This window comes from Halarchaeum sp. P4, from assembly GCF_051195175.1.
GTDB lineage: Archaea > Halobacteriota > Halobacteria > Halobacteriales > Halobacteriaceae > Halarchaeum.
In genome coordinates, this window is record NZ_JBNTKC010000002.1 from 551,462 (window position 1) to 575,270 (window position 23,809).

The 23,809-nt window shown below is 68.6% G+C and carries 31 protein-coding genes; 17 read left to right on the forward strand and 14 right to left on the reverse strand.

Going from position 1 to position 23,809, the window contains the following annotated elements; all coding sequences use genetic code 11:
* Positions 1 to 36: 36 nt before the first annotated feature.
* Positions 37 to 1,857 (reverse strand): helicase C-terminal domain-containing protein, encoded by a 1,821-nt coding sequence (locus ACQUS8_RS11065; protein WP_435100944.1) that lies wholly within the window; start codon positions 1,855 to 1,857, stop codon positions 37 to 39.
* A 64-nt stretch (positions 1,858 to 1,921) separates the two neighbouring features.
* Positions 1,922 to 2,137 (reverse strand): DUF7561 family protein, encoded by a 216-nt coding sequence (locus tag ACQUS8_RS11070; RefSeq protein ID WP_435100946.1) that lies wholly within the window; start codon positions 2,135 to 2,137, stop codon positions 1,922 to 1,924.
* Positions 2,138 to 2,220: 83 nt separating this feature from the next.
* Here ACQUS8_RS11070 and ACQUS8_RS11075 point away from each other — a divergent pair, with 83 nt between their 5' ends.
* Genes ACQUS8_RS11075 through ACQUS8_RS11085 form a run of 3 tightly spaced genes read left to right on the forward strand, consistent with a single transcriptional unit; the run spans position 2,221 to position 4,723 of the window.
* The gene (locus ACQUS8_RS11075; RefSeq protein WP_435100948.1) at positions 2,221 to 3,093 is read left to right on the forward strand and encodes a YkgJ family cysteine cluster protein; all 873 of its coding nucleotides are present in this window, start codon (positions 2,221 to 2,223) and stop codon (positions 3,091 to 3,093) included.
* Positions 3,094 to 3,117: 24 nt separating this feature from the next.
* A complete protein-coding gene (locus tag ACQUS8_RS11080) occupies positions 3,118 to 4,014 on the forward strand; it encodes an NAD(P)H-binding protein (RefSeq protein ID WP_435100950.1) in 897 nt (298 codons plus the stop codon).
* Positions 4,007 to 4,723, forward strand: a complete 717-nt coding sequence (locus ACQUS8_RS11085; RefSeq protein ID WP_435100952.1) for a DUF7530 family protein — start codon at positions 4,007 to 4,009, stop codon at positions 4,721 to 4,723. The genes ACQUS8_RS11080 and ACQUS8_RS11085 overlap by 8 nt, the downstream gene beginning before the upstream one ends.
* Here ACQUS8_RS11085 and ACQUS8_RS11090 read toward each other — a convergent pair.
* Together ACQUS8_RS11090 and ACQUS8_RS11095 are read right to left on the reverse strand one after the other, a co-directional pair.
* Entirely contained in the window at positions 4,720 to 4,893 is a 174-nt protein-coding gene (locus tag ACQUS8_RS11090) for a DUF5786 family protein (protein ID WP_435100954.1), read from the reverse strand. The genes ACQUS8_RS11085 and ACQUS8_RS11090 overlap by 4 nt on opposite strands.
* Positions 4,894 to 4,973: 80 nt before the next feature.
* Positions 4,974 to 5,258 carry a DUF5789 family protein gene (locus tag ACQUS8_RS11095; RefSeq protein ID WP_435100956.1) on the reverse strand — a complete coding sequence of 95 codons (285 nt, stop codon included), beginning with the start codon at positions 5,256 to 5,258 and terminating at the stop codon, positions 4,974 to 4,976.
* A 102-nt stretch (positions 5,259 to 5,360) separates the two neighbouring features.
* Between ACQUS8_RS11095 and ACQUS8_RS11100 the strand changes: the two genes are divergently transcribed.
* Both ACQUS8_RS11100 and ACQUS8_RS11105 read left to right on the forward strand, forming a co-directional pair.
* Entirely contained in the window at positions 5,361 to 6,173 is an 813-nt protein-coding gene (locus ACQUS8_RS11100) for a PHP domain-containing protein (RefSeq protein WP_435100958.1), read from the forward strand.
* A 43-nt stretch (positions 6,174 to 6,216) separates the two neighbouring features.
* Entirely contained in the window at positions 6,217 to 6,378 is a 162-nt protein-coding gene (locus ACQUS8_RS11105) for a DUF6757 family protein (RefSeq protein WP_435100960.1), read from the forward strand.
* 384 nt (positions 6,379 to 6,762) lie between these two features.
* Here the strand turns inward: ACQUS8_RS11105 and ACQUS8_RS11110 are convergent, their stop codons facing one another.
* Positions 6,763 to 7,083 (reverse strand): 4Fe-4S dicluster domain-containing protein, encoded by a 321-nt coding sequence (locus ACQUS8_RS11110; protein ID WP_435100962.1) that lies wholly within the window; start codon positions 7,081 to 7,083, stop codon positions 6,763 to 6,765.
* Between the two features lie 106 nt (positions 7,084 to 7,189).
* On the opposite strand from ACQUS8_RS11110, the gene ACQUS8_RS11115 reads away from it, so the two are divergent.
* Positions 7,190 to 7,657, forward strand: a complete 468-nt coding sequence (locus ACQUS8_RS11115; protein WP_435100964.1) for a cupin domain-containing protein — start codon at positions 7,190 to 7,192, stop codon at positions 7,655 to 7,657.
* Complete coding sequence (locus ACQUS8_RS11120; protein ID WP_435100966.1) at positions 7,654 to 8,067, forward strand: DCC1-like thiol-disulfide oxidoreductase family protein; 414 nt, start codon at positions 7,654 to 7,656, stop codon at positions 8,065 to 8,067. The genes ACQUS8_RS11115 and ACQUS8_RS11120 overlap by 4 nt, the downstream gene beginning before the upstream one ends.
* 24 nt (positions 8,068 to 8,091) lie before the next feature.
* On the opposite strand, the gene ACQUS8_RS11125 is transcribed toward ACQUS8_RS11120, so the two are convergent.
* Both ACQUS8_RS11125 and alaS read right to left on the reverse strand, forming a co-directional pair.
* Positions 8,092 to 8,793, reverse strand: a complete 702-nt coding sequence (locus ACQUS8_RS11125; RefSeq protein WP_435100968.1) for a type 1 glutamine amidotransferase — start codon at positions 8,791 to 8,793, stop codon at positions 8,092 to 8,094.
* A gap of 107 nt (positions 8,794 to 8,900) precedes the next feature.
* Positions 8,901 to 11,687: an alanine--tRNA ligase gene (gene alaS / locus ACQUS8_RS11130; protein ID WP_435100970.1), complete on the reverse strand. Its 2,787-nt coding sequence runs from the start codon at positions 11,685 to 11,687 to the stop codon at positions 8,901 to 8,903.
* A gap of 180 nt (positions 11,688 to 11,867) precedes the next feature.
* On the opposite strand from alaS, the gene ACQUS8_RS11135 reads away from it, so the two are divergent.
* Positions 11,868 to 12,884, forward strand: coding sequence for a glutathione S-transferase family protein (locus ACQUS8_RS11135; RefSeq protein ID WP_435100972.1), 1,017 nt, complete (start codon positions 11,868 to 11,870; stop codon positions 12,882 to 12,884).
* Between the two features lie 75 nt (positions 12,885 to 12,959).
* Here the strand turns inward: ACQUS8_RS11135 and ACQUS8_RS11140 are convergent, their stop codons facing one another.
* The gene (locus ACQUS8_RS11140) at positions 12,960 to 13,958 is read right to left on the reverse strand and encodes a replication factor C small subunit (protein WP_435101040.1); all 999 of its coding nucleotides are present in this window, start codon (positions 13,956 to 13,958) and stop codon (positions 12,960 to 12,962) included.
* 100 nt (positions 13,959 to 14,058) lie between these two features.
* Here ACQUS8_RS11140 and samp2 point away from each other — a divergent pair, with 100 nt between their 5' ends.
* The gene (samp2, locus tag ACQUS8_RS11145) at positions 14,059 to 14,256 is read left to right on the forward strand and encodes a ubiquitin-like small modifier protein SAMP2 (protein ID WP_435100974.1); all 198 of its coding nucleotides are present in this window, start codon (positions 14,059 to 14,061) and stop codon (positions 14,254 to 14,256) included.
* A complete protein-coding gene (locus ACQUS8_RS11150; RefSeq protein WP_435100976.1) occupies positions 14,249 to 14,650 on the forward strand; it encodes a GNAT family N-acetyltransferase in 402 nt (133 codons plus the stop codon). Before samp2 ends, ACQUS8_RS11150 begins: the two co-directional genes overlap by 8 nt.
* A gap of 18 nt (positions 14,651 to 14,668) precedes the next feature.
* On the opposite strand, the gene ACQUS8_RS11155 is transcribed toward ACQUS8_RS11150, so the two are convergent.
* Together ACQUS8_RS11155 and ACQUS8_RS11160 are read right to left on the reverse strand one after the other, a co-directional pair.
* Positions 14,669 to 16,048, reverse strand: coding sequence for a phosphoglucomutase/phosphomannomutase family protein (locus ACQUS8_RS11155; RefSeq protein ID WP_435100978.1), 1,380 nt, complete (start codon positions 16,046 to 16,048; stop codon positions 14,669 to 14,671).
* Between the two features lie 127 nt (positions 16,049 to 16,175).
* Positions 16,176 to 16,601 carry an iron-sulfur cluster assembly scaffold protein gene (locus ACQUS8_RS11160; RefSeq protein ID WP_435100980.1) on the reverse strand — a complete coding sequence of 142 codons (426 nt, stop codon included), beginning with the start codon at positions 16,599 to 16,601 and terminating at the stop codon, positions 16,176 to 16,178.
* A 245-nt stretch (positions 16,602 to 16,846) separates the two neighbouring features.
* Between ACQUS8_RS11160 and ACQUS8_RS11165 the strand changes: the two genes are divergently transcribed.
* Positions 16,847 to 17,269 (forward strand): hypothetical protein, encoded by a 423-nt coding sequence (locus ACQUS8_RS11165; RefSeq protein WP_435100982.1) that lies wholly within the window; start codon positions 16,847 to 16,849, stop codon positions 17,267 to 17,269.
* A 27-nt stretch (positions 17,270 to 17,296) separates the two neighbouring features.
* On the opposite strand, the gene ACQUS8_RS11170 is transcribed toward ACQUS8_RS11165, so the two are convergent.
* The 3 genes from ACQUS8_RS11170 to ACQUS8_RS11180 form a co-directional block, all read right to left on the reverse strand.
* On the reverse strand, positions 17,297 to 18,544 hold the full coding sequence (locus ACQUS8_RS11170; protein ID WP_435100984.1) for an aminotransferase class V-fold PLP-dependent enzyme: 1,248 nt from the start codon (positions 18,542 to 18,544) through the stop codon (positions 17,297 to 17,299).
* A 105-nt stretch (positions 18,545 to 18,649) separates the two neighbouring features.
* Positions 18,650 to 18,952, reverse strand: coding sequence for a DUF424 domain-containing protein (locus ACQUS8_RS11175; protein WP_435100986.1), 303 nt, complete (start codon positions 18,950 to 18,952; stop codon positions 18,650 to 18,652).
* Complete coding sequence (locus tag ACQUS8_RS11180; protein ID WP_435100988.1) at positions 18,949 to 19,707, reverse strand: tetratricopeptide repeat protein; 759 nt, start codon at positions 19,705 to 19,707, stop codon at positions 18,949 to 18,951. Before ACQUS8_RS11180 ends, ACQUS8_RS11175 begins: the two co-directional genes overlap by 4 nt.
* Before the next feature lie 54 nt (positions 19,708 to 19,761).
* Between ACQUS8_RS11180 and thpR the strand changes: the two genes are divergently transcribed.
* A complete protein-coding gene (gene thpR / locus ACQUS8_RS11185) occupies positions 19,762 to 20,322 on the forward strand; it encodes an RNA 2',3'-cyclic phosphodiesterase (RefSeq protein ID WP_435100990.1) in 561 nt (186 codons plus the stop codon).
* Here thpR and ACQUS8_RS11190 read toward each other — a convergent pair whose 3' ends face one another.
* Entirely contained in the window at positions 20,323 to 20,757 is a 435-nt protein-coding gene (locus tag ACQUS8_RS11190) for a DUF7522 family protein (protein WP_435100992.1), read from the reverse strand.
* Positions 20,758 to 20,881: 124 nt separating this feature from the next.
* Between ACQUS8_RS11190 and ACQUS8_RS11195 the strand changes: the two genes are divergently transcribed.
* The 5 genes from ACQUS8_RS11195 (at position 20,882) to ftsY (ending at position 23,736) form a co-directional block, all read left to right on the forward strand.
* Entirely contained in the window at positions 20,882 to 21,034 is a 153-nt protein-coding gene (locus tag ACQUS8_RS11195; RefSeq protein WP_435100994.1) for a 50S ribosomal protein L39e, read from the forward strand.
* A 2-nt stretch (positions 21,035 to 21,036) separates the two neighbouring features.
* A complete protein-coding gene (locus tag ACQUS8_RS11200) occupies positions 21,037 to 21,318 on the forward strand; it encodes a 50S ribosomal protein L31e (protein WP_435100996.1) in 282 nt (93 codons plus the stop codon).
* 5 nt (positions 21,319 to 21,323) lie between these two features.
* Positions 21,324 to 21,986 carry a translation initiation factor IF-6 gene (locus ACQUS8_RS11205; RefSeq protein WP_435100998.1) on the forward strand — a complete coding sequence of 221 codons (663 nt, stop codon included), beginning with the start codon at positions 21,324 to 21,326 and terminating at the stop codon, positions 21,984 to 21,986.
* A gap of 67 nt (positions 21,987 to 22,053) precedes the next feature.
* The gene (pfdA, locus tag ACQUS8_RS11210; protein WP_435101000.1) at positions 22,054 to 22,524 is read left to right on the forward strand and encodes a prefoldin subunit alpha; all 471 of its coding nucleotides are present in this window, start codon (positions 22,054 to 22,056) and stop codon (positions 22,522 to 22,524) included.
* Positions 22,525 to 22,530: 6 nt separating this feature from the next.
* On the forward strand, positions 22,531 to 23,736 hold the full coding sequence (gene ftsY / locus ACQUS8_RS11215) for a signal recognition particle-docking protein FtsY (protein WP_435101002.1): 1,206 nt from the start codon (positions 22,531 to 22,533) through the stop codon (positions 23,734 to 23,736).
* Positions 23,737 to 23,809: the final 73 nt, after the last annotated feature.

A 23,809-nucleotide genomic window follows, 5' to 3' on the forward strand; every position in this document is an offset into this window, starting at 1 on the left:
GCTCACGTCGAGCGTCGCCTACGTCGTCACGATGGTCTAGTCGACGTCCCAGACGTCCGCCATCGGACTCCGGCGCTCCGCACCCGAGTCATCGTCGCCGCGCTCGGAGCGACGCGTCCGTGGCCCCGAGCCGGCACCACTGTCCCGATCCCCCCCGTTTCCGGTGGAGCGCGACGGCGTCGTCGGCACGCCCGAGGACACGTTCGCGGTGGCGGCGGCCGCATCGAGATCGGGGAGGTCCGGGACGCTCATGCGGTCGACTTGCTCGCGGAACCACGTCGGCATGTCGTGGCGCGCGCGCTCGAAGACGTCGAGGACGGAGTCGTCGGCGATATAGGTCGCGCCGTAGTCGTCGGGCGCGCGGACGACGCGGCCCGCGGCCTGAATGAGCGTTCTGAGCGCGCTCCGGTAGTACCACGCCCACTGGTCGTCGGCGAGGCGGCGCGCGACCCGCGAGTCGCCCGTGTTGAGGAACGGCGCCTTACAGACGACCTGCCACCTGGCGAGGTCGCCCTTCAGGTCGAGGGCCTCCTCCATCTTCACGGAGAGGAACGCCTCGGGTTCGTCGCTCGCCTTCCACGCCTCCAAGTCGGCGTCGCGCGTCTCGCTCCCGTGCGCCCGGACGCGGTTGGCGACGCCGAGGGCCTCGAGTTCGTCGTAGAGTCGCTCCTGAATGCTGTAGGAGTGGCAGTGGACGATGCCCTTCTCGTCGGGACGGGCGGCCATGACGCGCGCGACCGTTCGGGCGACCTCCGGGAGCGTGGTGTCGCGCTCCTCGTAGGTCATCTTCCCGCAGGTCACGTCGTAGAGCGGGCGGTTCTCCACGGGGAAGGTGTGTTCGACGTCGACGAGCGCGACGTTCGACGGGTCGAGGCCGACGGAGCGACAGAACGCCTCCTTGTTGAGGATGGTCGCCGAGAGAAGGGCGAACTTGTTCGCGCGGTCCCAGACGGTGTGCTGGAGGTAGCGCTCGGGGTTCATCGGCTTCGCGGTGATGCGCTGCTCGCCATCTTGGTCGACCACCCACGTCGTCGCCGACTGGGGGTCGCGGTAGTCCTCGACGAACCACGACACCTCGCTGATGAGTTCCTGCAGCCGGTCGCGCTCGGCGGCCTCCTCGGCGTCGAGTTCGTCCGCCTCTAGCAACTCGTCCTTCCGGGCCTCGCACTGGGAGACGAGTGTGTCGGCGAACTGCGCGGCGCGCTCGGCGGGGTCGTCGGTGCCCCGGCCGTCGGTGATGTCGGGCACGCGGAGGTCGTCCCAGAGCGGCACCGTCCGCGGGCCGAGTTCGACCGTCGCGTACATCTCCGCCCACTCGGAGAGGCCGTGTGCCTCGTCGATGACGCAGACGTCGCGCTTCCTGAAGACCTCCGAGCCCGCGGTGCGCATGAAGTAGGCGAGCGTCATCGCGGCGTGCGAGCGTGCGCTGGCGACGGCGCGCGCCGAGAAGTACGGACAGCGGTGTTTGACCGCGCAGTCGTAGCCGCGCTCGCGGGCACAGGGCGCGCGGTCGACCGGCGTGTTCTCCTCGTCGGGGAGGATGCAGGTGTAGTTGCTCTTCCCACGAATCACCTTCAGGTCGTCCAGCAGTTCGTCGGCGGCGACGTCGTCGACCTGGGAGACCTGTGGCGTCGTGTAGTACGCGCCGGTCGCCTCGGTGGGGTCGGCGTCGTCCACGTCGCGCGCACACCCCATGATGGCGCGGGCGACGAGCGACTTGCCCGATCCCGTGGGCGCGCGGACAAGCACGACATCGTTGCCCGCCTCGAACGCCGCGCGGACGTCGGAGAGCGCCTGCTCCTGCGTTCCTCGATAGGAGGGCGCCGGGAACTCCGCGTGGATGCGCGCCGGATTCACTGCCTCGACGGTGGGGGCGGACGCTCCTTAACCACCACGCTCTCCGGGGCCGTCCTGAACGGACTCACGCCTCGGTGATGGCGTCCACGTCCGCACGCGAGGGGTTCTCGGGCAACTGCTCGATGCACTCGAAGCAGAGGAAGAACTCCGAGCCGTCCTCGAGTTCGAGCGTCAACCCGCCGGGGCCCGCCTTCTCGAGGTCGCCGAAGTCCCAGAAGTCCCCGACGCCGCCCGGCACTTCGACGCGCTTCCCGCAGGCGTCGCAGCGTCGCTTGCTCATACGTCACGTCCGGGGGCGAGCGCCTTCGGTGTGTCGGGGCGAGCCCGTGCGTTTTTTCGCGGCGTGCGACGAACGCGCACGGTATGGAGGTGGACTGTGAGGGGTGTGCGGGGTGCTGCCTCGACTGGCGGCCGCTGGTCGACGCGCCGACCGACCACGAGCGCCGCGGGCCGCGCCCCCCGCTGGACGACACGTACAACCTCGTGCCGCTGACCCGCGAGGACGTCCGGGCGTTCGTGGACGCGGGCCTCGCGGACGCGCTGACGCCGCGTCTCTGGACGGCGGCCGAAGGCGACGACTCGGTGACGGTCGACGGCCACGAGCTCGCCGCGATTGGCGGGAAGCCGGTCTTCTTCGTCGGTCTCCGCAAGATTCCGAAGCCCGTCGCGCCGTTCGACACGGAGCCGCGGTGGCTCCGGTCGTGCGCGTTCCTCGACCCGGAGACGCTCCAGTGTCGGGTGCACGACTCGGAACTCTACCCTGAGGAGTGCGGCGACTACCCGGGACACAACCTCGCCTTGGAGGCCGAGGCGGAGTGTGAGCGCGTCGAGGACGCCTTCGGCGGCGAGCGACTCGTGGACGACACGCCGCCCGAGGACGCGGGCGTCCTGCTCGGCCCGCAGGCGCTCGGCGAGAAGGTCTTCTGCTATCCGGACGCCGACGAACTGGACGGCGTCGTCGCGCGCATCGCCGACGGTGAGGTGACACAGGAGGACCGGGCGCGGTTCATCGGCGTCGCCGCCGCGAGCGCGCCCGCCACCACCCAAATCGCGCCGGGGAAGCGCGAGACGTACACCGAGCGCGCCCGCGAGGCGGACTCGTGGGTGGGTCGGGCGGCCGACGAGTGGGCGTCGCGCGCGGGCGTGCTCGGGACGCGCGAGGGGGCCGACCCGCACCTCGGGGAGTCGGTTGAGGCATCGCGCGGCGCGCCCGCGACGCCCGGGTGGGACAGTTAAGGCGCCGACGGCCGACCGAGACGTATGCGCGTTCTCGTCACCGGTGCGTCCGGGTTCGTCGGCCACCACCTCGTGCCCGCGCTCGTGACCGCGGGCCACGACGTCCGGGTGCTCGTCCGGGACCCGAGTCGCTACGACCCACCCGATGGCGTCGAGGTCGCCACCGGCGACCTGCTCGACCCATCGAGTTTCGCCGGCGTCTTCGCGGACGTCGAGGCCGCCTACTACCTCGTCCACTCGATGAAGGCCGGCGAGGCCTTCGAGGAGCGCGACCGGATGGCCGCACACAACTTCGCGGACGCCGCGAGCGCCGCGGGCGTCTCGCGCGTCGTCTACCTCAGCGGCCTCGGCGGCGAGGACGACGCGCTGAGCGAGCACCTGCGCTCGCGTCGCGAGGTCGAGTCCGTCCTCCGGGACGGCGACTACGACCTCACCGTCCTCCGCGCCGCCATCGTCGTCGGCGCCGGCTCGACGGGCTTCGACGTCGTCCGCCAGCTCGCCGAACGCCTCCCCGTGATGCTCACGCCGAAATGGGTGCGCACGCCCTGCCAGCCGATCGCCGTCGCGGACGTCGTCGCCTACCTCGTCGGCGTCCTCGACGCCCCGGCGACCGCGGGTGAGACCTACGAGGTGGGCGGCCCCGAAGTGCTCACCTACGAGGAGATGCTGGAGCGCACGGCGTCCCTGATGGGACACCGGCTCGTGGTGGTTCCCGTCCCGGTGCTCTCGCCGACGCTCTCGGCGTACTGGCTCGACCTCGTGACGGACGCGCCCCGGGAGGTCGTCCACCCGCTCGTCCACGGCCTGAAGAACCCGGTCGTCGCAAACGACGCCGCCATCCGCGAGCACGTCGACGTCACGCTGACGCCGTTCGACGACGCGGTGCGCGCGGCGCTCGCCGCCGCGGAGAGCGATGCGTGAGGAAGCGGGCGGTGTCCGCCGTCGTGACGGTGGCGCCGTCTACGGCCGGGCGTGGACGTACGAGAGCATCGTCGGCGCGATTCCCGGCCTCGACGTCCCCGACAGGGTCGCGCTCGTCGCCCAGTTCGCCCTCTTCGAAGGGTTCGTCCTCGCGCTCGCGGCCATCTACGGCCTGTGGGACGCGGTGCCACCGGCGACGGCGGCAGTGGTGGTCGCGACGGCGGGGAGCGCACTCATGCTCGACCTCGGGCGGCGTCTCCGGGGCGCAGACCTGCCCGCGGCCTACACGCACGTCGTCTTCGGGTCGAGCGTCGAGACGGTGCTGGGCGTGCTCGCCTACGTCGCGCTGCTGACCTACCTGTTCGCCGTCGACCCGCACGACGGCGCGACGCTCCTCGGGGCGTGGCTGGGGACGCCGCTCCCCGCGCCGGCGGTGTTCCTCGCGCTCCTCGTCTGCTGGGACGTCTGCTACCGCATCGGCGTCGGTTGGTGGGCGGCGGTGACGGCGTTCTGGCGCGCGGTCGCGTTCGACCTCGATGCGACGACGCGGGACGTGGTGCGGGCCGCCGACCGACGAATCGCGGCGTTCGGACTGTTGCAACTCGTCCTCCTGCCGTTCCTCGCGGCGGCGCCGCTGTTGGCACTCGCCGTCGGAGGGCACGTCGTTGCAGTACTCGTCGTCGTCGGAGCGGCGAGAGTGAGGAGTTAATTCCGCTTTATCTCTTTGAACTGGTCGAGCAGCGCCTCCGCGGAGTCGCCCGAGTCGTACGTGACGGTCCCGTGATAGTGGGTCCGGTCGTCGTCGTCGCTCACGTCGACGTCGGCGTTCTTCCGTTCGCGGCGCTCGTGCTCGTCCTCGTCGTAGGAACCGATTGCCATGGTAGACCTACCCATGGGTAGGAAACACGCTGTCATTAATGTAACGGACGTTCACAAAAGTTCCGCGGGCGGGCGGTGCCTCAGAAGGAGACGGGCTCGTGGCCGTCGACGCCCATCGGGGTGGGGTCGCGGTCCGAGTAGCCGATGCGCCCGACGGCGTCCTGCCCGAGCGCGCCCATGACAGCGTGAACGGCCTCGGTGGCATCCGCGAACTCGTCGTCACCGGTCCGCGCGAGGACGTCGCCGAGGCGTTCCTCGCCCGTCGGGTGCTCGATGCGCACGTCGCCGTACGCTTCGCGGAGCGAATCGGTCGTGATCGGGTAACTCGCGTCTTCGAGCAGGTCAGTCGCCGTTCGGAGCGTCATTACAACCCAATCTATCGTGAACGACCATTATGAATGTAGTGGGACAAGTGTTGGCACGGACCGAGGAGTATGTTCTTTGGGCGCGCGTCCCGACACGTCGACGTGCCCTACGCCGACCTCCACGTCCACACGACTGCCTCCGACGGCGAGCTCACCCTCAACACGCTCCCCGACGCCGCACGCGACGCCGGCGTCAGCGCCGTCGCCGTCACCGACCACGACACCCTCCACCCCGGCCTCGACGCGCCGCTCACCGACCACGAAGGAGTCGAGGTCGTCCGCGGCATCGAACTCCGCGTCGAGGCGCCCGCGGAGCGCGTCGACCTCCTCGGCTACGGCGTCACCGAGACGCCGGCACTCCGCGACGAACTCGACCGCCTCCAAGCCGACCGCATCGAACGCGGCCAGCGCATCGTCGAGAACGTCGAGGAGTACCTCGGCGTCGACCTCGGCGTCGAGAGCCACGAGGGGTTCGGCCGCCCGCACGTCGCGCGTGCCGTCGTCGCCCATCCCGACACGGCGTACGAGGACGTCAGCGCGGTCTTCGCCGACCTCATTGGCGACGACGGCCCCTGTTACGTCGCCCGCGACGTCACCGGCTTCGAGCAGGGGCGTGACCTCCTCGCGGACGCCTGCGGCGCCGTCGGCCTCGCGCACCCGCTGCGCTACGAGGACCCCGACGCCGCGCTCGCGCTCTGTGCGGACCTCGACGCCGTCGAAGTCCACTACCCATACGACCGGCCGGTCGGCCACGACGCCGACACCCACGAGGACGGCCCCGAACGCGTCCGGCGCGCCGTCGAGGAGCACGACCTGCTCGCGCTCGGCGGGAGCGACGCCCACGGCGACGAGCTCGGGACCTCCGGTGTTGAACGGGGCGAATACCGCCGTCTCCGCCGACGAATCCGAGGGTGAAGAGGCCGCCAAGTTAAGGTACAGTCACTTCCTACAGTAGAGTATGCGCTGCCACTACTGCGACCGGAGCGCCGACGTCTCCGTCGATAAGTCCGGCGTGCGCGTCGGCCTGTGCGACGAGCACTTCCAGGAGCGCCTGGACGAACTCGCCGACTCGGAGGCGCTCTCCCGACTCCGCGAGCAGCTCGACATCGACCGCGCCTAATCCACGCCTACCACCCGCCCTCCAACCACTCGGTGGCCGACGCCCGCGTCCGCCACCACCCGCCCGTTCTGCGCGATTCTCACCGCGACTCACCGACGGGAGTAACGACCTCCGCCACCGACGAGCGTTTAAGTGGTTCTCGTCACAACCAGTAGTTACGAACGAGGATGCCCGACCTTCTCGGGCGTCCACTGCTACATCCTCGAGCGACGCGACTGTCGTGTTCCGGCACCAGACGTGTACTCGCTCCTTACCATCGCTCAGGCACGTCGCTCGCGTCCCGTTTCACTCGCACTCGCCGGTCCGGGCGTTCGCGCCGCTCACGAACGTGTGCTCACGCCTCGCTATCGCTCAGCGTTCCTCTGGGCGTGCCTTCGCTGTCGCTCAGGCTCGTGTGCTGTCCACGTCGATGGCGTCGACCGGACAGACGTCGACGCAGAGCATGCAGTCGATACACTGCGTCTCGTTCGCGGGGTCGGCCTTCTTCTCGCTCGTCGGGTGGCCCGGCGTCTCCACCCACTCGAAGACGTCCACGGGACAGTCCTCGATGCAGGCGCCGTCGGCGTCGCAGATGTCGAAGTCGACGGCGACGTGCGTCCCGTGGATGCCGCGCTTCTCGGGCTCGTCCACCGGCCCCCAGACGTCGTGACCGTTGTGCTGGTCCACGACTTCGCGGTTCGCGTCGAAGTTCGGGTCGATAGCCATACTCGTGGGTGGGAGTGCCGCCCGGTTAAAGGCGACGAGCGCCGCCCCGACGCGACGCCGCCGAAGGCCAGCACCTTTGAAGGCGCACCGACCCAATTCGTCGGGTATGCACACCGTCTCGCTCGACGAGCAGGACTCACGGATGGGTCCGGCCTCGACCGTCTACGCGCTCACGGACGCGCTGGGCGCGAGCAACCTCGCGCTGAACTACTACGAACTCGAGCCCGGCGAGTCGACAGCGTACGGCTACCACACCCACGAGAAACAGGAGGAGGTCTTCTACGTCGAGTCCGGCGAACTCACCTTCCGCACCCCCAACGGGGAGGTCACCGTCGGCGAGAAGGAACTCGTCCGCTTCGGCCCCGGCGAGTTCCAGCAGTCCCGGAACACCGGCGACGACACCGCCGTCGTGCTCGCGATGGGCGCACCGCAGGACCCCGGCGAGACGGTGCTCCGGCGCGAGTGCGAGGCCTGCGGCGGTGAGACGCGCCACGGCGTCGAGCTCGCCGAGTCCGGCGACGAGATTCTCGTCCGCTGTGAGGAGTGCGGCGACGTCACGGGGCGGTACGAATGAGCGCCGAGGAGAGTGCGGCCGGCGAGGCCAGCGATACCCGCGAGGAGTACACGCCACGCCTCGTCTACGACGACGACTGCGGCTTCTGCACGTGGTGTGCCGAGCAGGCGCTGGAGCACGGCGAGTTCGAGGCCGTCGGCTTCTCCGAACTCACACCCGACCAGAAGGCACGCCTCCCCGACGACTACGAGACGTCTACCCACCTCCTCACCGACGACGCAGTGTACTCGGCGGGCGAAGCCGTCGAGCAGGCGCTCGTCCGGATGTTCCCCGAGCTCGAGGGCGTCGTGGACGAACTCCGCGAGTTCGAACTCTATCGGGACGTCCGCGAGGGACTCTATCGGTGGGGTGCAAACCGTCGCGACTGGTGGGGGAAAATCGTCAGCGCGACGCCGCCCGCCGGACAGTAGAGACGAGGACCGGACAGGACACCGTCAGTCGGAGGCGGTCCGCGCGCCGCCGGCGGCGAGCGAACAGAAGTTGTCGAAGAGGCGCTTGGCCTCGCAGGCCGCGTCGTAGTTCTCCGGCGTGATACCCGCCAGAACGGCTTCCTTCCGTTCGTCGGGCAGGTCGTCCTTCCGGGCGGTGACGCGTTCCGCCGTATTGGTGTCGTACTCGGGGTGGAACTGGACGCCGTAGGCGTTCCCCCGGCGGAAAGCGTGGACGCCGTACTCGTTCTCCGCGAGCAGCTCCGCGCCCGGCGGGAGGTCGGTGACGGCGTCCGAGTGCGTCGTGAACACCGTGAACTCGGTGTCAACGCCGTCGAAGAGCGGGTCGGAGCCGTCGTGGGTCACCTCCCGATAGCCGATCTCGTACTCGTCCATCCCCTCGACGCGTCCGCCGAGGGCCTCCGCGACGAGCTGGTGGCCGAAACAGACACCCAGAATCGGGAGTCCGCGCTCGTCGGCGCGCGCGACCCACTCGCGGGTCGGCGCGATCCACTCCTCCTCGTCGTCCCAGTAGACCGACGAGCGCGAGCCCGTGACGATGACACCGTCGAAGTCGTAGTCGTCCGGGAGTTCGCCGCCGGCCGCGTGGAACTCCACGAGGTCCGCCTCGACTTCGCGGCGGAAGTTCCGGGCGGTGTCCGCCGGGTCGTGGGCGGCGTTCAGCAACGCGATGCGGAGTCGCTCCATGAGTCACTAGAACTGGCCGCGTCCGAAAATGGTTGTCGCCGACCGGCGGCGTTTGCCGGACTCGCGGACGCCGCCGCCGCGAGTCGTATCGCTCGTTCCCGGCTGTCTCAGACGTCCGCGACGTCGCGGAGGACCTCGGGCGCGGCATCCAGCGCGTCGTCGACCTTCTCGGCGTCCGGGCCGCCGCCCTGCGCGAAGTCCGCGGGGCCGCCGCCGCCACCGCCGACCATCGAGGCGAGTTCGCTCACGACCTGCCCGGCGTTCACGGGCGCGCCGTCCGGGACGCCGACGACGAACTGCGCGCCGTCCGTCCCGGAGCCGATGACCGCGATTTTGCCGTCCTCGACGAGCGCGTTCGCCGTCGCGCGCAACTCGTCCATGTCGCCATCGACGCGCTGCACGACCGCGGTCCACTCGCCGAGGTCGACCTCCTCGCCGGTCGCACCTCCCGAGGCGCGGGCCTCGGCGAGCTGCTCTTTCAGCTCCTCAATGCGCTTGCCGCGCTCCTTCCACTCCGTGAAGAAGCGCTCGGCGGTCTCGGGCACCTCCTGCGGGGAGACGTCGAAGGTGTCCGCGGCTTCGTGGAGATAGTCCTCATGCTCTTGGACGTGTTCGAGCGCCGCGATGCCCGCCGCGAACGTGATGCGTTCGACGCCGTCCTGAATGCGTTCGGTGTTCAGGATCTTGATCTGGCCGATGTCGCCCGTACGCTTCACGTGCGTCCCCGCACACGCCTGCACGTCCTCCGCGACGTGGATGAGTCGGATGTTCTCTCCGGGCGGAATCCCGCCCTGATAGAGGTCGAAGCCGTGCTCGGACTCGGCCTCGTGGCGGTGGGGCCACTCCTGCTCGACGACCGTGTTGTCCGTCACGATCTCGTTCGCGACACGCTCGATGGCCTTCACCTCGTCACGCGAGATGCGGTCGTAGTGGCGGATGTCGATGCGCGAGGAGTCAGTCCCCTTCTGTGCGCCCGCCTGCCGGACGTGCGGCCCGAGCACCTCGCGGGCGGCGTGCCCGATGAGGTGGGTGGCCGTGTGGTGCTGCATCAGGCGCTGGCGGCGCGACATGTCGATTTGGCCGCGCACGAACTCGCCCTTCCCCGGGTCCTCGTCCGCCCGGTGGAGGACGACGCCGTCCTCCATCTGGACGTCCGTCACCTGGACGGTCTTGTCCTCCGTCGAGAGCGTCCCATGGTCGGCCGGCTGGCCGCCGCCCTCCGGGTAGAACATCGTCTGGTCGAGCACGACGTCGTAGGCGGGTTCGCCCTCCTCGTCCTCGCGTTCGAAGACGTCGAGGACGACCGCCTCGAACTCCGCTCTATATTGGTCGTCGTAGTAGAGTTCCTCCGTGTCCGGGAGGTCCTGCAGGCGCTCGTCCGTCTCGTCGGTCTCCTCGAACGCCGCGCCCGAGTCGTGGCGGGAGGCGACGAGCGAGTAGAAGTCGTCCGGCTCGTCGACCTGCGCGCCGACGTCCTCGGCGATGTCCCGGACCATGTCCGGCTGGATGCCGTGGCTGTCGTAGAACTCGACGAGCTCGCTCGTCGGGATGGGTTCGCCCTTCTCGGCGTACTCCTCGGCGAGCTGGCGGACGCGTCGGCCGCCGCGTTCGAGCGTCTCCTCGTACTTCGCGGTCTCCGAGCGGACGATGTCCCGAATCGTCTCGCGGTTCTCGTAGCCGAGGCGCTCGGCCTGCCGGTCGACGAGGTCCTCGAGGTCGACGTCCGCGTCCACGTCGTCGATGAGACGCGCGGTGCGCCGGAGCACCATCCGCGCGAGATAGCCCGTCCCGACGTTCGAGGGGACGATGCCGTCGCCGAACATGTAGGCGAGCGTGCGGACGTGGTCGGCGATGGCGTAGATGTTCTCGAGGGGCCGCATCAGCTCGTGGAGGCGCTCGGTCTCGACGCCGAGTTTGTCCGCGATGTTGTCGCGCGCGGCGTCCATGTCCTCGACCTCGTCGATATCGAGGTGGCCGGCGAGCTTCGCGGCGCGATGGACGAGCTCCTCCTCCTCGTCCGTGTGCTCGATGCCCGCCGCGTCCTTCAGGTAGGCGATGGCGTCGGGATAGACGGCCTCGTAGACCGTAGGCGTCCCCTGCGAGACCCACGTCCAGCGCTCGAGGCCGTAGCCGGTGTCCACGATGTACGTGTCCATCGGCGAGTACGTGTTCCCGTCCTTCATCTCGTACTCGCCCTCGGGGTCCTGCTCCATCGACATGAAGACGAGCGTCGCGAGCTCGGCGCCCTTGTAGAGGACTTCGAAGGCCGGCCCGGCGTTCCCGCCGCCGACCCACGGGTCCTCGATGTAGGTGATCTCCTCGGGGTCGGCGCCCATGTCGACGAAGAACTCGTCACAGTAGGCGACGGTCTCGTCCTTCCAGTAGACCTCGCCCTCGTAGGCGTACTCGCGCTCCGTGTCCTCGCGCGTGTTGAACGCGTGGTGGGCCATCATCTCGAAGGCCATCGTGTGCCGGCCCGTCTTCCCGACGTTGTCGATGTCCTGCATCCGGATGCAGGGCTGGCTGATGGTCAGCGGGTTCGCGGGCGGCGGCGTCTCGCCGGACGTGACGAGCGGCTGGAAGTCGTAGATGGACGCCTGCGTCAGGAGGACGTCGTCGCGCCAGCGGTTCGCCGCGACCGGATAGGGCTCGATGCGCTCGTGGCCGTGCTCCTCGAAGAAGGTGAGGAAGCGTTCGCGCATCTCCACGAGGCTGTATTCCTCGTCGAACCCGGGGTCGTCGATGAACCCGTAGTCCTCACACGGCGGTTCCCCGCAGGTCTCCCGCTCGGGGTCACGGGTCCAGAAGTGCGCACCGCACTCCGTGCACTCCCCGCGTCGGAACCCCTCCTCCTCGAAATAGTCGAGGCGGTACTCCGCTTCGAGGTCGCTCATTAGGACATTCTGACCGACCGAGCGGCAAAACGTTTCCGCACTAAGGCCCGCGTGCCGGGCGCTCGCCCACCGCTTTCCGCCGCGCACGCCGTCGTCGCCCGTCGACGTGCCCGCCACTGGACAGTCCCGAAATACGCCGAGGCCCCCGTACTTTTGCCGCGAGCGCCCCTCGCTACAGGTATGGCGAGAATGGTCGACGGGGAGTGGCGGTACGACGTCGAGCAGATTCAGAGCGACGAAGAGGGGGAGTTCGAGCGCGAGACGACGTCCTTCCGGGACTGGATCGCGGGAACGCGACGCGGCCCCGACGATGTCGTCGTGGACGGTCCGGAACCCGAGGCGGGCCGCTATCACCTCTACGTCTCCTACGCGTGCCCGTGGGCGCACCGGACGCTCCTCACGCGCGCGTTGAAGGGACTGGAGGACGTGATTTCGGTGGACGTCGTCGACCCCGTTCGGAAGAACGACGGCTGGGAGTTCACCCCCGAGAAGGAGGGCTGTACGGAGGAGAGCCAGTACGGCCACGACTACCTCCGCGAAATCTACGCCGAGGCCGACCCCGAGTACACGGGGCGCGTCACGGTGCCCGTCCTCTGGGACAAAAAGGAGGAGACCATCGTGAACAACGAGTCCGCCGAAATCATGCGGATGCTCGATACGGCGTTCGACGACTACGCGGAGAACGACCTCACGCTCTACCCGGAGGGCCACCGCGAGGAGGTCGACTCGCTCATCGAGGAGATTTACGAGCCCATCAACAACGGCGTCTATCGCGCCGGATTCGCGGAGTCACAGGAGGCCTACGACGAGGCCGTCAGCGACCTCTTCGCGGCACTCAGCGAGTGGAACGCGGCGCTCGCCAGCCAGCGCTACCTCGCCGGCGACGTCCTCACCGAGGCCGACGTCGCGATGTTCACCACGCTCTATCGCTTTGACGAGGTCTACCACACCCACTTCAAGTGCAACCACCGGCAGATAACCGACTACGAGCACCTCTGGGGCTACCTCCGCGAGCTCTGCGGGCTCCCCGGCGTCGAGTCGACGCTGCACATGGACCACGTGAAGAACCACTACTACCGGAGCCACCCGGACGTCAACCCGAGCGGTCTCGTCCCGGTCGGCCCGGACCCCGACTTCTTCGGCCCGCACACCCGCGACGACCTCCCGGGTGGCCCGCCCGAAGCACTCTACGAGTAGCGGTCTCGCGAGCGGCGTCGCGACTCACGCGCCGTCGAACCTCCGTGAGAACCCGTTGGTTGAATCGGCAGTCAGTTACTCGCCGCTCTCGCTCTCTAGTGCGACCGACGCGAGTAACGCCTCCAACTGGACCTGTTCGTTCGCGCCCTCGGCGATGCGGTAGTCGGCTTCGCCGATGCGGTCCATCAGGCGCACCGCCTGCGTCTCCGAGAGGTCGAACTCCCAGACGGAGCGGTGCAGTTGGTCGATGATGTCGCCGCCGGCGAGCCCGCGTTCGGTGAGGAGGTCGTCGAGGGTCGCGCGCGCCGCGACGAACTCGCCGCCGATGGCGTCCGTCACCATCGACTCGATCTCCTCGGGGCGCGCGGTGCTCGTGATGGCGTACACCGTCTCCTCGGTGACGGCTTCACCCGTGGCCGCCGCGGCCTGCAGGGCGTTGATGGCGCGGCGCATGTCGCCGTCCGCCGCGTAGACGAGCGCGTCCACGCCCGGTTCCGTGTACTCGACGCCTTCGGCCTCGGCGACCTCGCGGATGCGCCCGGCGACTGCCTCATCGCCGATGCCGGCGAAGCGGAAGACCGCACACCGCGACTGGATGGGGTCGATAATCTGCGAGGAGTAGTTACAGGAGAGGATGAAGCGGACGTTGTTCGAGAACTGCTCCATCGTCCGGCGCAGCGCCGATTGTGCGTCCGAGGTGAGGGCGTCCGCCTCGTCGAGGAAGATAACGCGGTAGTCGTAGCCGCCGAAGGACGTCCGCGCGAAGTTCTTGATGCGGTCGCGCACGACGTCGATACCCCGCTCGTCGCTGGCGTTCAGTTCGAGGAAGTTCTCCTCCCAGTCGTCGCCGTAGAGTTCCTTCGCGATGGCGGTCGCCGCCGTCGTCTTCCCCGTCCCCGCCGGCCCCGCGAAGAGGAGGTTCGGGAGGTCGTCCTCCGTGACGTAGCTCTTCAGACGCGAGACGACGTTCTCGTGCCCGACGATGTCCTCAAGCGAGTCCGGTCGGTACTTCTCAACCCAGATCTCCTGTCGCCCCGCGTCTGCCATGGTCGAGTACAGGCGACGCCGACCCATAAATACCGCGAGATAGGGAGCGCCCGGCGGGAGCGCGTGACAGACCGACGCGAGCGCGTCTGACGACACGCTCATACGGCCGGCGGCCCACGAGTGAGATATGCGCGTCACCGTCGAAGTCGTCGGCGAGGGCGTCCACGAGTTCGACGTCGACTCGGCCTCCTACGCCGACCTCCTCGAGCGCGTGGACCTCAGCCCCCACGAGGTGTCCGTGATGGTCGACGGCCGGCCCGTCCCCGAGGACCAGCCGGTCGAGACAGACCACGTGACCGTCCTGCGACTCGTGCAGGGTGGGTAGCGTGACGAGCGCCGCGTCCCTCACCGTCCGGCCGGCGACGCCCGAGGAGCGCGTCGACGTCCTCTCCGTCCTCGACGCCGCGATGCTGGAGACGGACGCCGGGGCGCTCGCCGACCGCATCGCCGCCGACTCCGTCCTCGTCGCGGTGGCCGAGGAGCGCGTCCTCGGCGCCGTCGAGGTGCGCGAGGAACCGCCCGGCGGCCACATCGAGGCCGTCGCCGTCCGGCGAAACCGCAGAGGCCAGGGCATCGGCACGCGACTCCTCCAGCGCGCCTACGAGCGCTGGCAGCCGCTCTCGGCGACGTTCGACCTCGCCGTCGCGCCGTTCTACGAGAAACAGGGCTTCGACGTCCGGCAAGTGCTCCCCGAGCGCGGCCATGGCGTCAAACGCTGAGCGGCCAGTACGAGTCCCTCAGACGAGCGGTTCGACGAGGTTCCGGCCTGCCTCAAGGAGTTCCTCGACGCGGGCCTCACTCGCGGCTTCCGCGTAGACCCGCATCTTCGGCTCGGTGCCGCTCGGGCGGACGAGGAGCCACGAGCCGTCTTCGAGGAGGACCTTGAAGCCGTCCGCGTCGTTCACGCGCTCGACGTCGACGCCCGCCACCTCCTCGGGGAGCGAGTCCGCGAGTTCGGCGACGACGGTGGCCTTCCGGTCGTCCGGGCAGTCCACCGATATCTTCGACTGGTGAACTTCGCCGTGTTCCTCGAGGAGGCGCTCGACGCGGTGGTCGTAGGACTCCTCGGCGGCCGCGGCCGCGGCGACGAGCGCCATCAGAACGCCGTCCTTCTCGCGGACGTGTCCACGAATACTGAAGCCGCCGGACTCCTCGCCCGCCATGAGCGCGTTGCGCTCGCCCATCTCCTCGGCGACCCACTTGAAGCCGACCGCCGTCTCGTAGACCTCCTCGCCGTGTGCCTCGGCGACCCGGTCGACGAGGAACGTCGTCGAGACGGTCCGGACCGCCGGCCCCGAGTCGTCCTCGAGGAGGTAGTCGTAGGTCGCGGCGAAGAAGAGGTTCTCGTCGAGGAAACCGCGCTCGGGTGTGACGACGGCGATGCGGTCGGCGTCACCGTCGTTCGCGATGCCGATGTCGGCGTCGTGCTCCTGCACCGCGAGCGCGAGCGCCTGTAGGTTCGCGCGGTCGGGTTCCGGCGGCGTGCCGCCGAAGTCCGGGTCGCGCTCACAGCGGTGGCGCTCGACGTTCGCGCCCGCGGCTTCGAGGAGGGCGTCGGTGACGCCGCGACCGCTCCCGTGCATCGCGTCGTAGACCACGTCGAGTCCCTCCAAGTCCGCATCGACGAGGTCCATCGCGTGCTCGGCGTGCGGCGTCGCGAAGTCCACCTCCTCTATGCCACCGCGTTCGGCGTCCGGGTCGGCCTCCGGGGGGCGGAGGTTCGCCTCGATGGCCTCCGTGACGTGCGGGAGCGCAGGCGCGCCGTCCTCGGGAATGAACTTCACGCCGTTGTATTCCGGCGGGTTGTGCGAGGCCGTGACGACGAGCGCGCCCGCGAGGTCGCGGTCGACGATGCCGTAGGCGACGAGGGGGGTCGGGCAGTCGCGCGGCGGCAGGTAGACGTCGTGGCCGTTCGCCGCGAGGACGTCCGCGATCTCCTCCGCGAACTCGCGCGAGGTCTCGCGCGCGTCGTAGCCGACCGCGATCGGGTCGCCGTCGCGGCCCTCCTCGGCGAGGTAGTCGGCGGTCGCCTGCGCCACCGCGCGCACCCGCGGCGTCGTGAACACGTCGAGGGTGGCGCGCCAGCCGTCGGTGCCGAACGCGATTACGTCGTCCATACGCCCCGTCCAGACGCCGGCGGCAAAACGACTACGGTCGTCTCGACGGCGGGCCGCGACGACGGAGAGCAGAGGCGTCGCTCACGGCTCCGGTGTGCGACGCGGAAAAACGGGTTCGGACGCGGCGTTACTCGTCGTCCTCGGTGGACGTCGCTTCCAGTTCCTTCTCGCCTCGGTAGATGTCCGCGCCGTCCTGCACGACCTTCTCCGCGAGCACCGCGCACTTGATGCGCATCGGCGTCACCTCGACGCCGAGCAGGTCGAGGACGTCCTCGCGGTCGAGCTCGTCGATCTCGTCCAGCGTCATCCCCGGAAGCTCCTGCGAGAGCAGGCTCGCGGACGCCTGGCTGATGGCACAGCCGTCGCCGTGGAACGCCACGCGCTCGACCGTCTCGCCGTCGTCCGCGAGCTCAACGTCGAACTCGAGCTCGTCGCCACAGGACGGGTTGAATCCCTCGTGGCTGAACGTGGGGTCCTCGAGTTCCCCGTGGTTGCGCGGGTTGCGGTAGTGGTCGAGAATCTGCTGCCGGTACATGTCCGAACCCATGCTCATGATACCTGCGTGTAGGGACGTACACCGGAAAAGCGTTCCGTCGCCGGCGTTCCCGGCCGTCCTCTCGGTCGCTCCGTGGCGGTTCGTCTCGACCGCGTGGTTCACGCCTTCGGCGCTCGCTCTGTCCGCGGCTGCTCGCTCCGCTCGCCGCCGAGTTGCTCACGCCACCAGCGTTCGCCCGTTCCGAGGTCCCACCGGGACTCGTGGCCGTCGCGTTTTACGGAGAGCCTCGCGCAGGGGGAGACATGAATCATCGGGACCGCCTCGCCCGGACGCTCCTCGACGAGGCGTGGGCGTACGGCTACACGCTCACCATCTGGGGCGCCGGAGCGTTGCTCATCGCCGAATACGGCGTCCCCAGCCACCTCGACGTCGTCGCCTACGTCGGCGGGTCGCTCCTCGGATTTGGGGCGCTCACGTGGTACAGTTTCGGCGGCCTGCTGGTCGGCGTCGAGCGCGAGAGCCGCGACGTCCGCTCCGCCGTCGAGATGGTCCACCTCTTCGCCACCTTCTGCAACCTCCTCTGCGCGCTCCTCACGCTCCACCTCGTGCTCCGCCTGCCCATCCCGGAAGTCGTCGTCTTCGGCGTCGTCGGCGTCGGCGCCACCGTGGGCTACAGCGTCCTCCTGCTCGTCGAGGAGATACTGGGCGAACGGTTTCGAGGATGAGACCGCGCAGCGGTTCCGGAACGCCGTCTACGCGAAGATGTCGATGGCGCCCTCGACGCCCTCGATGAGCGTGTCGACCTCCTCGCGGGTGTTGTAGAGGTAGAAGGACGCGCGGATGCTGGCGGGGACGCCGAGCGTGTCGTGGAGCGGCTGCGTGCAGTGGTCACCCGCACGGACGGCGACGCCGTAGTCGTTGAGGATGCTGGAGAGGTCGTGGGCGTGGATGCCCTCGACGTTGAACGCGACGAGGCCGCCGCGCCGATCAGCCGGCGGACCGTATATTTCGACGTCCTCAAGCTTCGAGAGCTCCTCGTAGGCGTACTCGGTGACGTAGTCCTCGTGGGCGCTGATGCGCTCGAGGCCGATGTCGTCGAGGTAGTCCGCGGCCTCGGCGAACGCGATGCCCTCCGAGATGCTCGGGGTGCCCGCCTCGAACTTCCACGGCAGGTCGTTCCACGAGGCGTCGTCGTAGGTGACCTTCTTGATCATCTCGCCCCCGTAGAGGTAGGGCTCCATCTCTTCGAGGAGGTGTTGCTTGCCGTAGAGCGCGCCGATGCCCGTCGGGCCCGCCATCTTGTGGCCGCTGAATGCGTAGAAGTCCGCGTCGATGGCCTCGACGTCGACGGGGCGGTTCGGGACGGCCTGCGCGCCGTCGACGAAGATGAGCGCGCCCTGCTCGTGGGCCATGTCCGCGAGCTCGCTCACGGGGTTGATGGTGCCGAGGACGTTCGAGGCATGGACCACCGAGACCATCGCGGTGTCTTCGTCGATGAGCTCCTTCGCGGCCTCCATGTCGAGCGTGCCGTCCGTCTCGATGGGGATGTATTTCACCTCAGCGCCCGTCTTCTTCGCGATCTGTTGCCATGTGACGAGCGAGGCGTGGTGCTCCATCTGCGTCAGGACGACGGTGTCGCCCTCGCCGAGTTCGTTCAGCCCCCACGCGTAGGCGACGAGGTTGAACGACTCGGTGGTGTTCTTCGTGAAGACGAGTTCCTCGCGCTCGCCGGAGGCGCCGACGAACTCCGCGATGCGGTCGTGGGCCTCCTCGTAGGCGATGGAGGCCTCCTGACTCAGCTGGTGGATGCCCCGGTGGACGTTCGAGTTGTACTCGTAGTAGTACTCCGTGATGGAGTCGACGACCTGTTTCGGCGTCTGGGTCGTCGCGGCGTTGTCGAAGTAGACGAGCGGCGTGCCCTCGGCGACCTCGCGCTCCAGAATCGGGAAGTCCGCGCGCAGCGACTCGACGTCGAGCGGACTCTGGTCCTGCGTCCCCATATTGTGACTGAGTAGGGAGTCGGGACGTTTGGTAGCTTCGGAAACGCGGTCGTTCGCCGCCGTCTACGAGGCGACGACCGAGCGGGATGCGGCGGAGAAAAGCCGTTAGAGCCGGAGGTACTGGGCGTGCGGGACGCCGCCGAGGTCGACGACGTTCGTCTCCTCGACGTAGCCCGCGTCCACGGCCGCCGTGACCGCCGTCTCGCCGACGAGGTTCGCGACGCTCGCGCGGCCGAGCGCCTCCACGAGCGACTCAGGGTCCGTCTCGCTGTCCGCGTCGCCGTAGAAGGACGGCTCGACGGTGACCGAGACGGTGCCGTTCTCGTAGGTTCCACCGACGATGTCGGCGTCAGCGGCGGCGACGAGGAGGCCACGGTCAGTGCGGCGCTCGGTGAGGCGAATGCTCATTCGCGCTGGCGCCCCTGCTCGACGAGCCGCTCCTCCTGCTGGCTCCGAATCTCCTCGGCGTGCTCGACGACGTCCGTCGCCTCCTCCTCGCGGCCGAGTTCGTCCAGCGCGCGCGCCTTCTCCTCGAAGACGTCCGCCTGCTTGAAGCCGAGGCGGATGGCGTTGTTCAGCGCGTCGAGCGCCTCCTCGTGGCGGCCCTGCTCGTTCTCCATGAAACCGAGGTTGTACCAGCCGTGCGGGAGGCGCTTGTCCTTCCGGACGGCCTCCTCGGCGTGGTAGTAGGCGTCCTCCGTCTCGCCGAACTCCCAGAGCGCGTAGGCGAGGTTCGTCTCCGCCTCCGCGGCGAACGGGCCGTCCTCGTCGACGAAGAGCGCTTCCTGATGGGCGCTCGCGGCCTCGTCCCATTCCTCCAGTTCGGCGTGCGCGACGCCCTTGTTCACCCAGGCCTCCTGCTCATCGACCTCGTCGTCGGCGTAGCGGGCGGCGCGCTCGAAGGCGTCCACGGCCTCCTCGAAGCGGTTGATGCCCATGTAACTCAGGCCGACGTCGATGAGCGCGTCCGCGTCCACCTTGTCGTCGGCGATGTGCGCGTCGTCGAGCAAGTCGACGAGCACGTGGTCGTCCACGGGGTCGACCTCGGTCGGGTCGACTTCGAGTTCGGGCGGGTCAAGGTCGAAGCCCTCGTAGGGCTCCTCGAACCCCTGGCCCTCAGAGAAACGGTGGTCGTCGCCCTCGCGACGCTCTCGGTCAGTCATGCCCACGGGTATGTGGCCCGCGTGGTTAAGGGCTACGCCGCCCGAATGCGGCCTATGCGGCTGTTCGTCAGCGTCGACCTCCCGGAGTCGCTCGTCGAACCGGTACGGAAACTACAGGCGGAGTTCGAGGGCGCGGACGGGCTCGACTTCGTCGACCCCGCACAGACCCACGTGACGCTGAAGTTCCTCGGCGACGTCGCGGAGGACGAATACGACGACGTCGTCGCGGCGTGCGAGCGCGCCGTCGCGTCCTCGCGCGTCGCCCCCTTCGACGCCGAACTCGAAGGCCTCGGCGTCTTCCCGAGCATGGACTACATCTCGGTGCTCTGGTTGGGCGTGACGGAGGGTGCAGTCGAACTCGCCGCGCTCCACGACGCCGTCGAGCGCGAAACGACCGAACTCGGCTTCGAGCCGGAAGAACACGACTTCACGCCGCACGTCACGCTCGGGCGGATGAAGCACGCCGGCGGGAAGGAACTCGTCCAGGACCTCGTCCGCCAGCGGACACCGGAAGTCGGAACGATGCACGTCGAGGAAGTCCGCCTGACCGAGAGCACGCTCACCCACGAAGGTCCCGAGTACGAGACGGTCGAGCGCTTCGAACTGGGGAGGTAGCTACTCCTCCGTGGGCTCGCCGAGGTCACCCTCGCGCCAGTTCTGCAGCGTCTCCTCGAGCGCGGACGCACACGACTCGACGTCCGTCATCGTCAGCCCGTCCGTCGTGATGAAGACGCCCTCGCGGTCGGTGGTGACGCGGAGGAGATAGCCGTTCGAGAACCCACGAATCGTGTACTCGTAGTCGCCGAGTTCGCTCTCCCCGTAGGTGTCCTGGGTGAGCTGGAAGGACTGCCACTCCGCGCCGATGAACGAGGAGAGGTCGGCGTCGCGTTCGAGGTCCGAGCGGAGGTAGATCTGCTCGTAGTCCGTGCGCGTGAAGTACGTCACCGACCGGAGGCTGTCGCCGACGGCGGTGCGGGCGATGATGCGCAGGCGTTCGCGCGCTTCGTCCGAGAGCAAGTCGTGCTCCAGTTCCGCGTCTTCGTTGGCCATACGTGGCGTGTTCGTGCACAGGTCCTTAACTGGATTGGGGGGGTGAGGCGGGAACCACGGCGTCGGCGCGTGCCGGCCCAGAAGAACAACGTTTTAAGCGCGGGAGGTGAACGTTCGTACCACTATGGGCAAGAAGTCCAAGGCCACGAAGAAGCGGCTGGCGAAGCTGGAGCGCCAGAACAGTCGCGTCCCGGCCTGGGTCATGATGAAGACGGACCGCCAGGTACAGCGAAACCCGAAGCGCCGCAACTGGCGGCGTAGCGACACGGACGAGTAACGATGAGCGCCAGCGACTTCGAGGAGCGCATCGTTACCGTTCCCCTCCGTGACCTCCAAGCCGTAGCGAAGCACGAGCGCGCCGGCAAAGCCGCCGGCCTCGTCCGCGAACACCTCGCGAAGCACTTCGCTGTCGACGAGGAGGACGTCCGTCTCGACCCCTCCATCAACGAGGCCATCTGGTCCCGTTCGAACAAGAACCCGCCGCGCAAGCTCCGCGTTCGCGCCGCGCGCTTCGAGGAAGAGGGCGAGACCATCGTCGAAGCCGAACACGCGAGCGAATAACCACATTGCTCCGCGCTGCGTTCTCCGGGTCGCCGTACGTCGGTGTGTTCGCCCGAGCGACCGATAGCTGTGTGCTCGTCCGCTCCGACCTCGACGATCCCCTCGTCGAAGACGTCGAGGAGGAACTCGAGGTGCCGGCGGTCCGCACGACAGTCGGCGGGTCGAGCACCGTCGGGTCGCTCGTCGCCGGCAACGACACCGGCCTCGTCGTCAGTAGCCGCGTCCGCGACCGGGAGCGCGAACGCATCGCGGACGCCACCGGCCTCGATGTCGGGACGCTCCCCGGGCGCGTCAACGCCGCCGGGAACGTCGTGCTCGCGAACGACCACGGCGCGTACGTCCACCCGGACCTCTCGCGTGAGGCCGTCCAGTCCGTGACCGAAACCCTCGACGTCCCCGTGACGCGGGGCCGCATCGCGGACGTCGAGACGGTTGGCACGGCCGCTGTCGCGACGAACGACGGCGTGCTCTGTCACCCGAAGACGACCGACGACGAACTCGACCAATTGGAGGAGGCCCTCGGCGTTCCCGCCGACATCGGCACCATCAACTACGGCGCTCCGCTCGTCGGCTCGGGGCTCGTCGCGAACTCGCACGGCTACGTCGTCGGCGAGGACACGACCGGTCCCGAGCTCGGCCGCATCGAGGACGCTCTCGGCTACATCTGAGCTCTTCTCCGCCGAGACTTCTCTCCGAATCCTAAGATACTTCCCGCTAGCGCCCCCGGTTCCACGCATGAGTCTTGGAGGCGGCGGTGGCGGTCGACAGCAGCTGCAGCAACTCTCTCAGGAAATTCAGGCTCTCGAAGAGGAGAAGGCCGAACTCGAAGCCGAAATCGAGGAGCTCCAGGCCGAGCAGCAGGAAATTGATGAGGCCATCGAGGCCCTGAACACCATCGAGACCGGCTCGACGGTACAGGTGCCGGTCGGCGGCGGCGCGTACGTCCGCGCGGAAGTCGAGGACATCGACGAGGTCATCGTCGGCCTCGGCGCCGACTACGCGGCCGAGCGCACCCGTGAGGGCGCCATCGACAGCCTCGAAACGAAGAAGGACAAGATCGACGACCAGATCGACGAGCTTCAGGAGGAAGTCGTCGAGGTCGAGCAGGAGAGCAGCCAGCTCGAACAGCAGGCACAGCAGGCCCAGCAGCAGATGATGCAGCAGCAGATGCAGCAGCAGGCCCAGCAGCAGGACGAAGGCGAGTAAGCAGCCATGTTCGACGGGTTGAAGGAGAAGATCGGTCGGTTCCGCGAGGACGCCGAGGAAGTCGCCGAGGAGAAGGCCGAGGAAGTCGAGGAGCCGGAACCGACCGAAGAAGCGGCGGCCGAAGCGGCCGACACCGAATCGGAAGCCGAACCAGAAGTCGAGGCTGAGGCCGTCGAGGAGACGACAGAAGCCGAGCCGGAGCCTGCGGAGACCGAAGTCGAAGAAACCGAGGCTGAAGCAGCCGAGGCGGCCGACGTCGAGGCTGAAGCGGAAGCCGAGACCGAGCCGGAGGCGGCGGCCGAGGAGGAGTCCTCCGGTCGCTTCGGGTTCGCGCGGAAGGCGAAGTCCGCAGTCCGCGGGCGTGTCGTCATCGAGGAGGAAGACCTCGAGGACCAACTCTGGGACCTCGAGATGGCGCTCCTCGAGAGCGACGTCGAGATGAGCGTCGCGGAAGCCATCCTCGACCAGATTCGCGACGAGCTCGTCGGCCAGGAACGCAAGTTTACCGAGTCGACGGGCGACCTCGTCGAGGAGGCGCTCCGTGACGCGCTCCTCTCGGTCATCGGCGTCGGCCAGTTCGACTTCGACGAGCGCGTCGCGGAGGCGGACAAGCCGCTCGTCATCGTCTTCACCGGCATCAACGGCGTCGGAAAGACGACGAGCATCGCGAAGCTCTCGAAGTACCTCCGCGCGCACGGCCACTCGTCGGTCATCGCGAACGGCGACACCTATCGTGCGGGCGCGAACGAGCAGGTGCGCGAGCACGCCGAGAACCTCGACACCAAGCTCATCGCACACGAGCAGGGCGGCGACCCTGCGGCCGTCATCTACGACGCCGTCGAGTACGCCGAGGCGAACGACATCGACGTCGTCCTCGGCGACACCGCAGGACGCCTCCATACGTCCTCGGACCTCATGGAGCAACTCTCAAAGATTGAGCGCGTCGTCGACCCCGACATGACCATTTTCGTCGACGAGGCGGTCGCCGGGCAGGACGCCGTCAACCGCGCGCGCGAGTTCAACGACGCCGCGGCCATCGACGGCGCCATCCTGACGAAGGCGGACGCCGACTCGCAGGGCGGGGCCGCCATCTCCGTGGCGTACGTCACGGGCAAACCCATCCTCTTCCTCGGTACGGGACAGGGCTACGACGACCTCGAACGCTTCGACCCCGACGCGCTCGTCGACGACCTGCTCGGCGTCGACGACTAGGTCGGTCCCGCGGAAACGTGGGGGCGACCCGCTTCCGAACGCTGGCGAGAGTACGGGACTAGCGGGGCTCCCG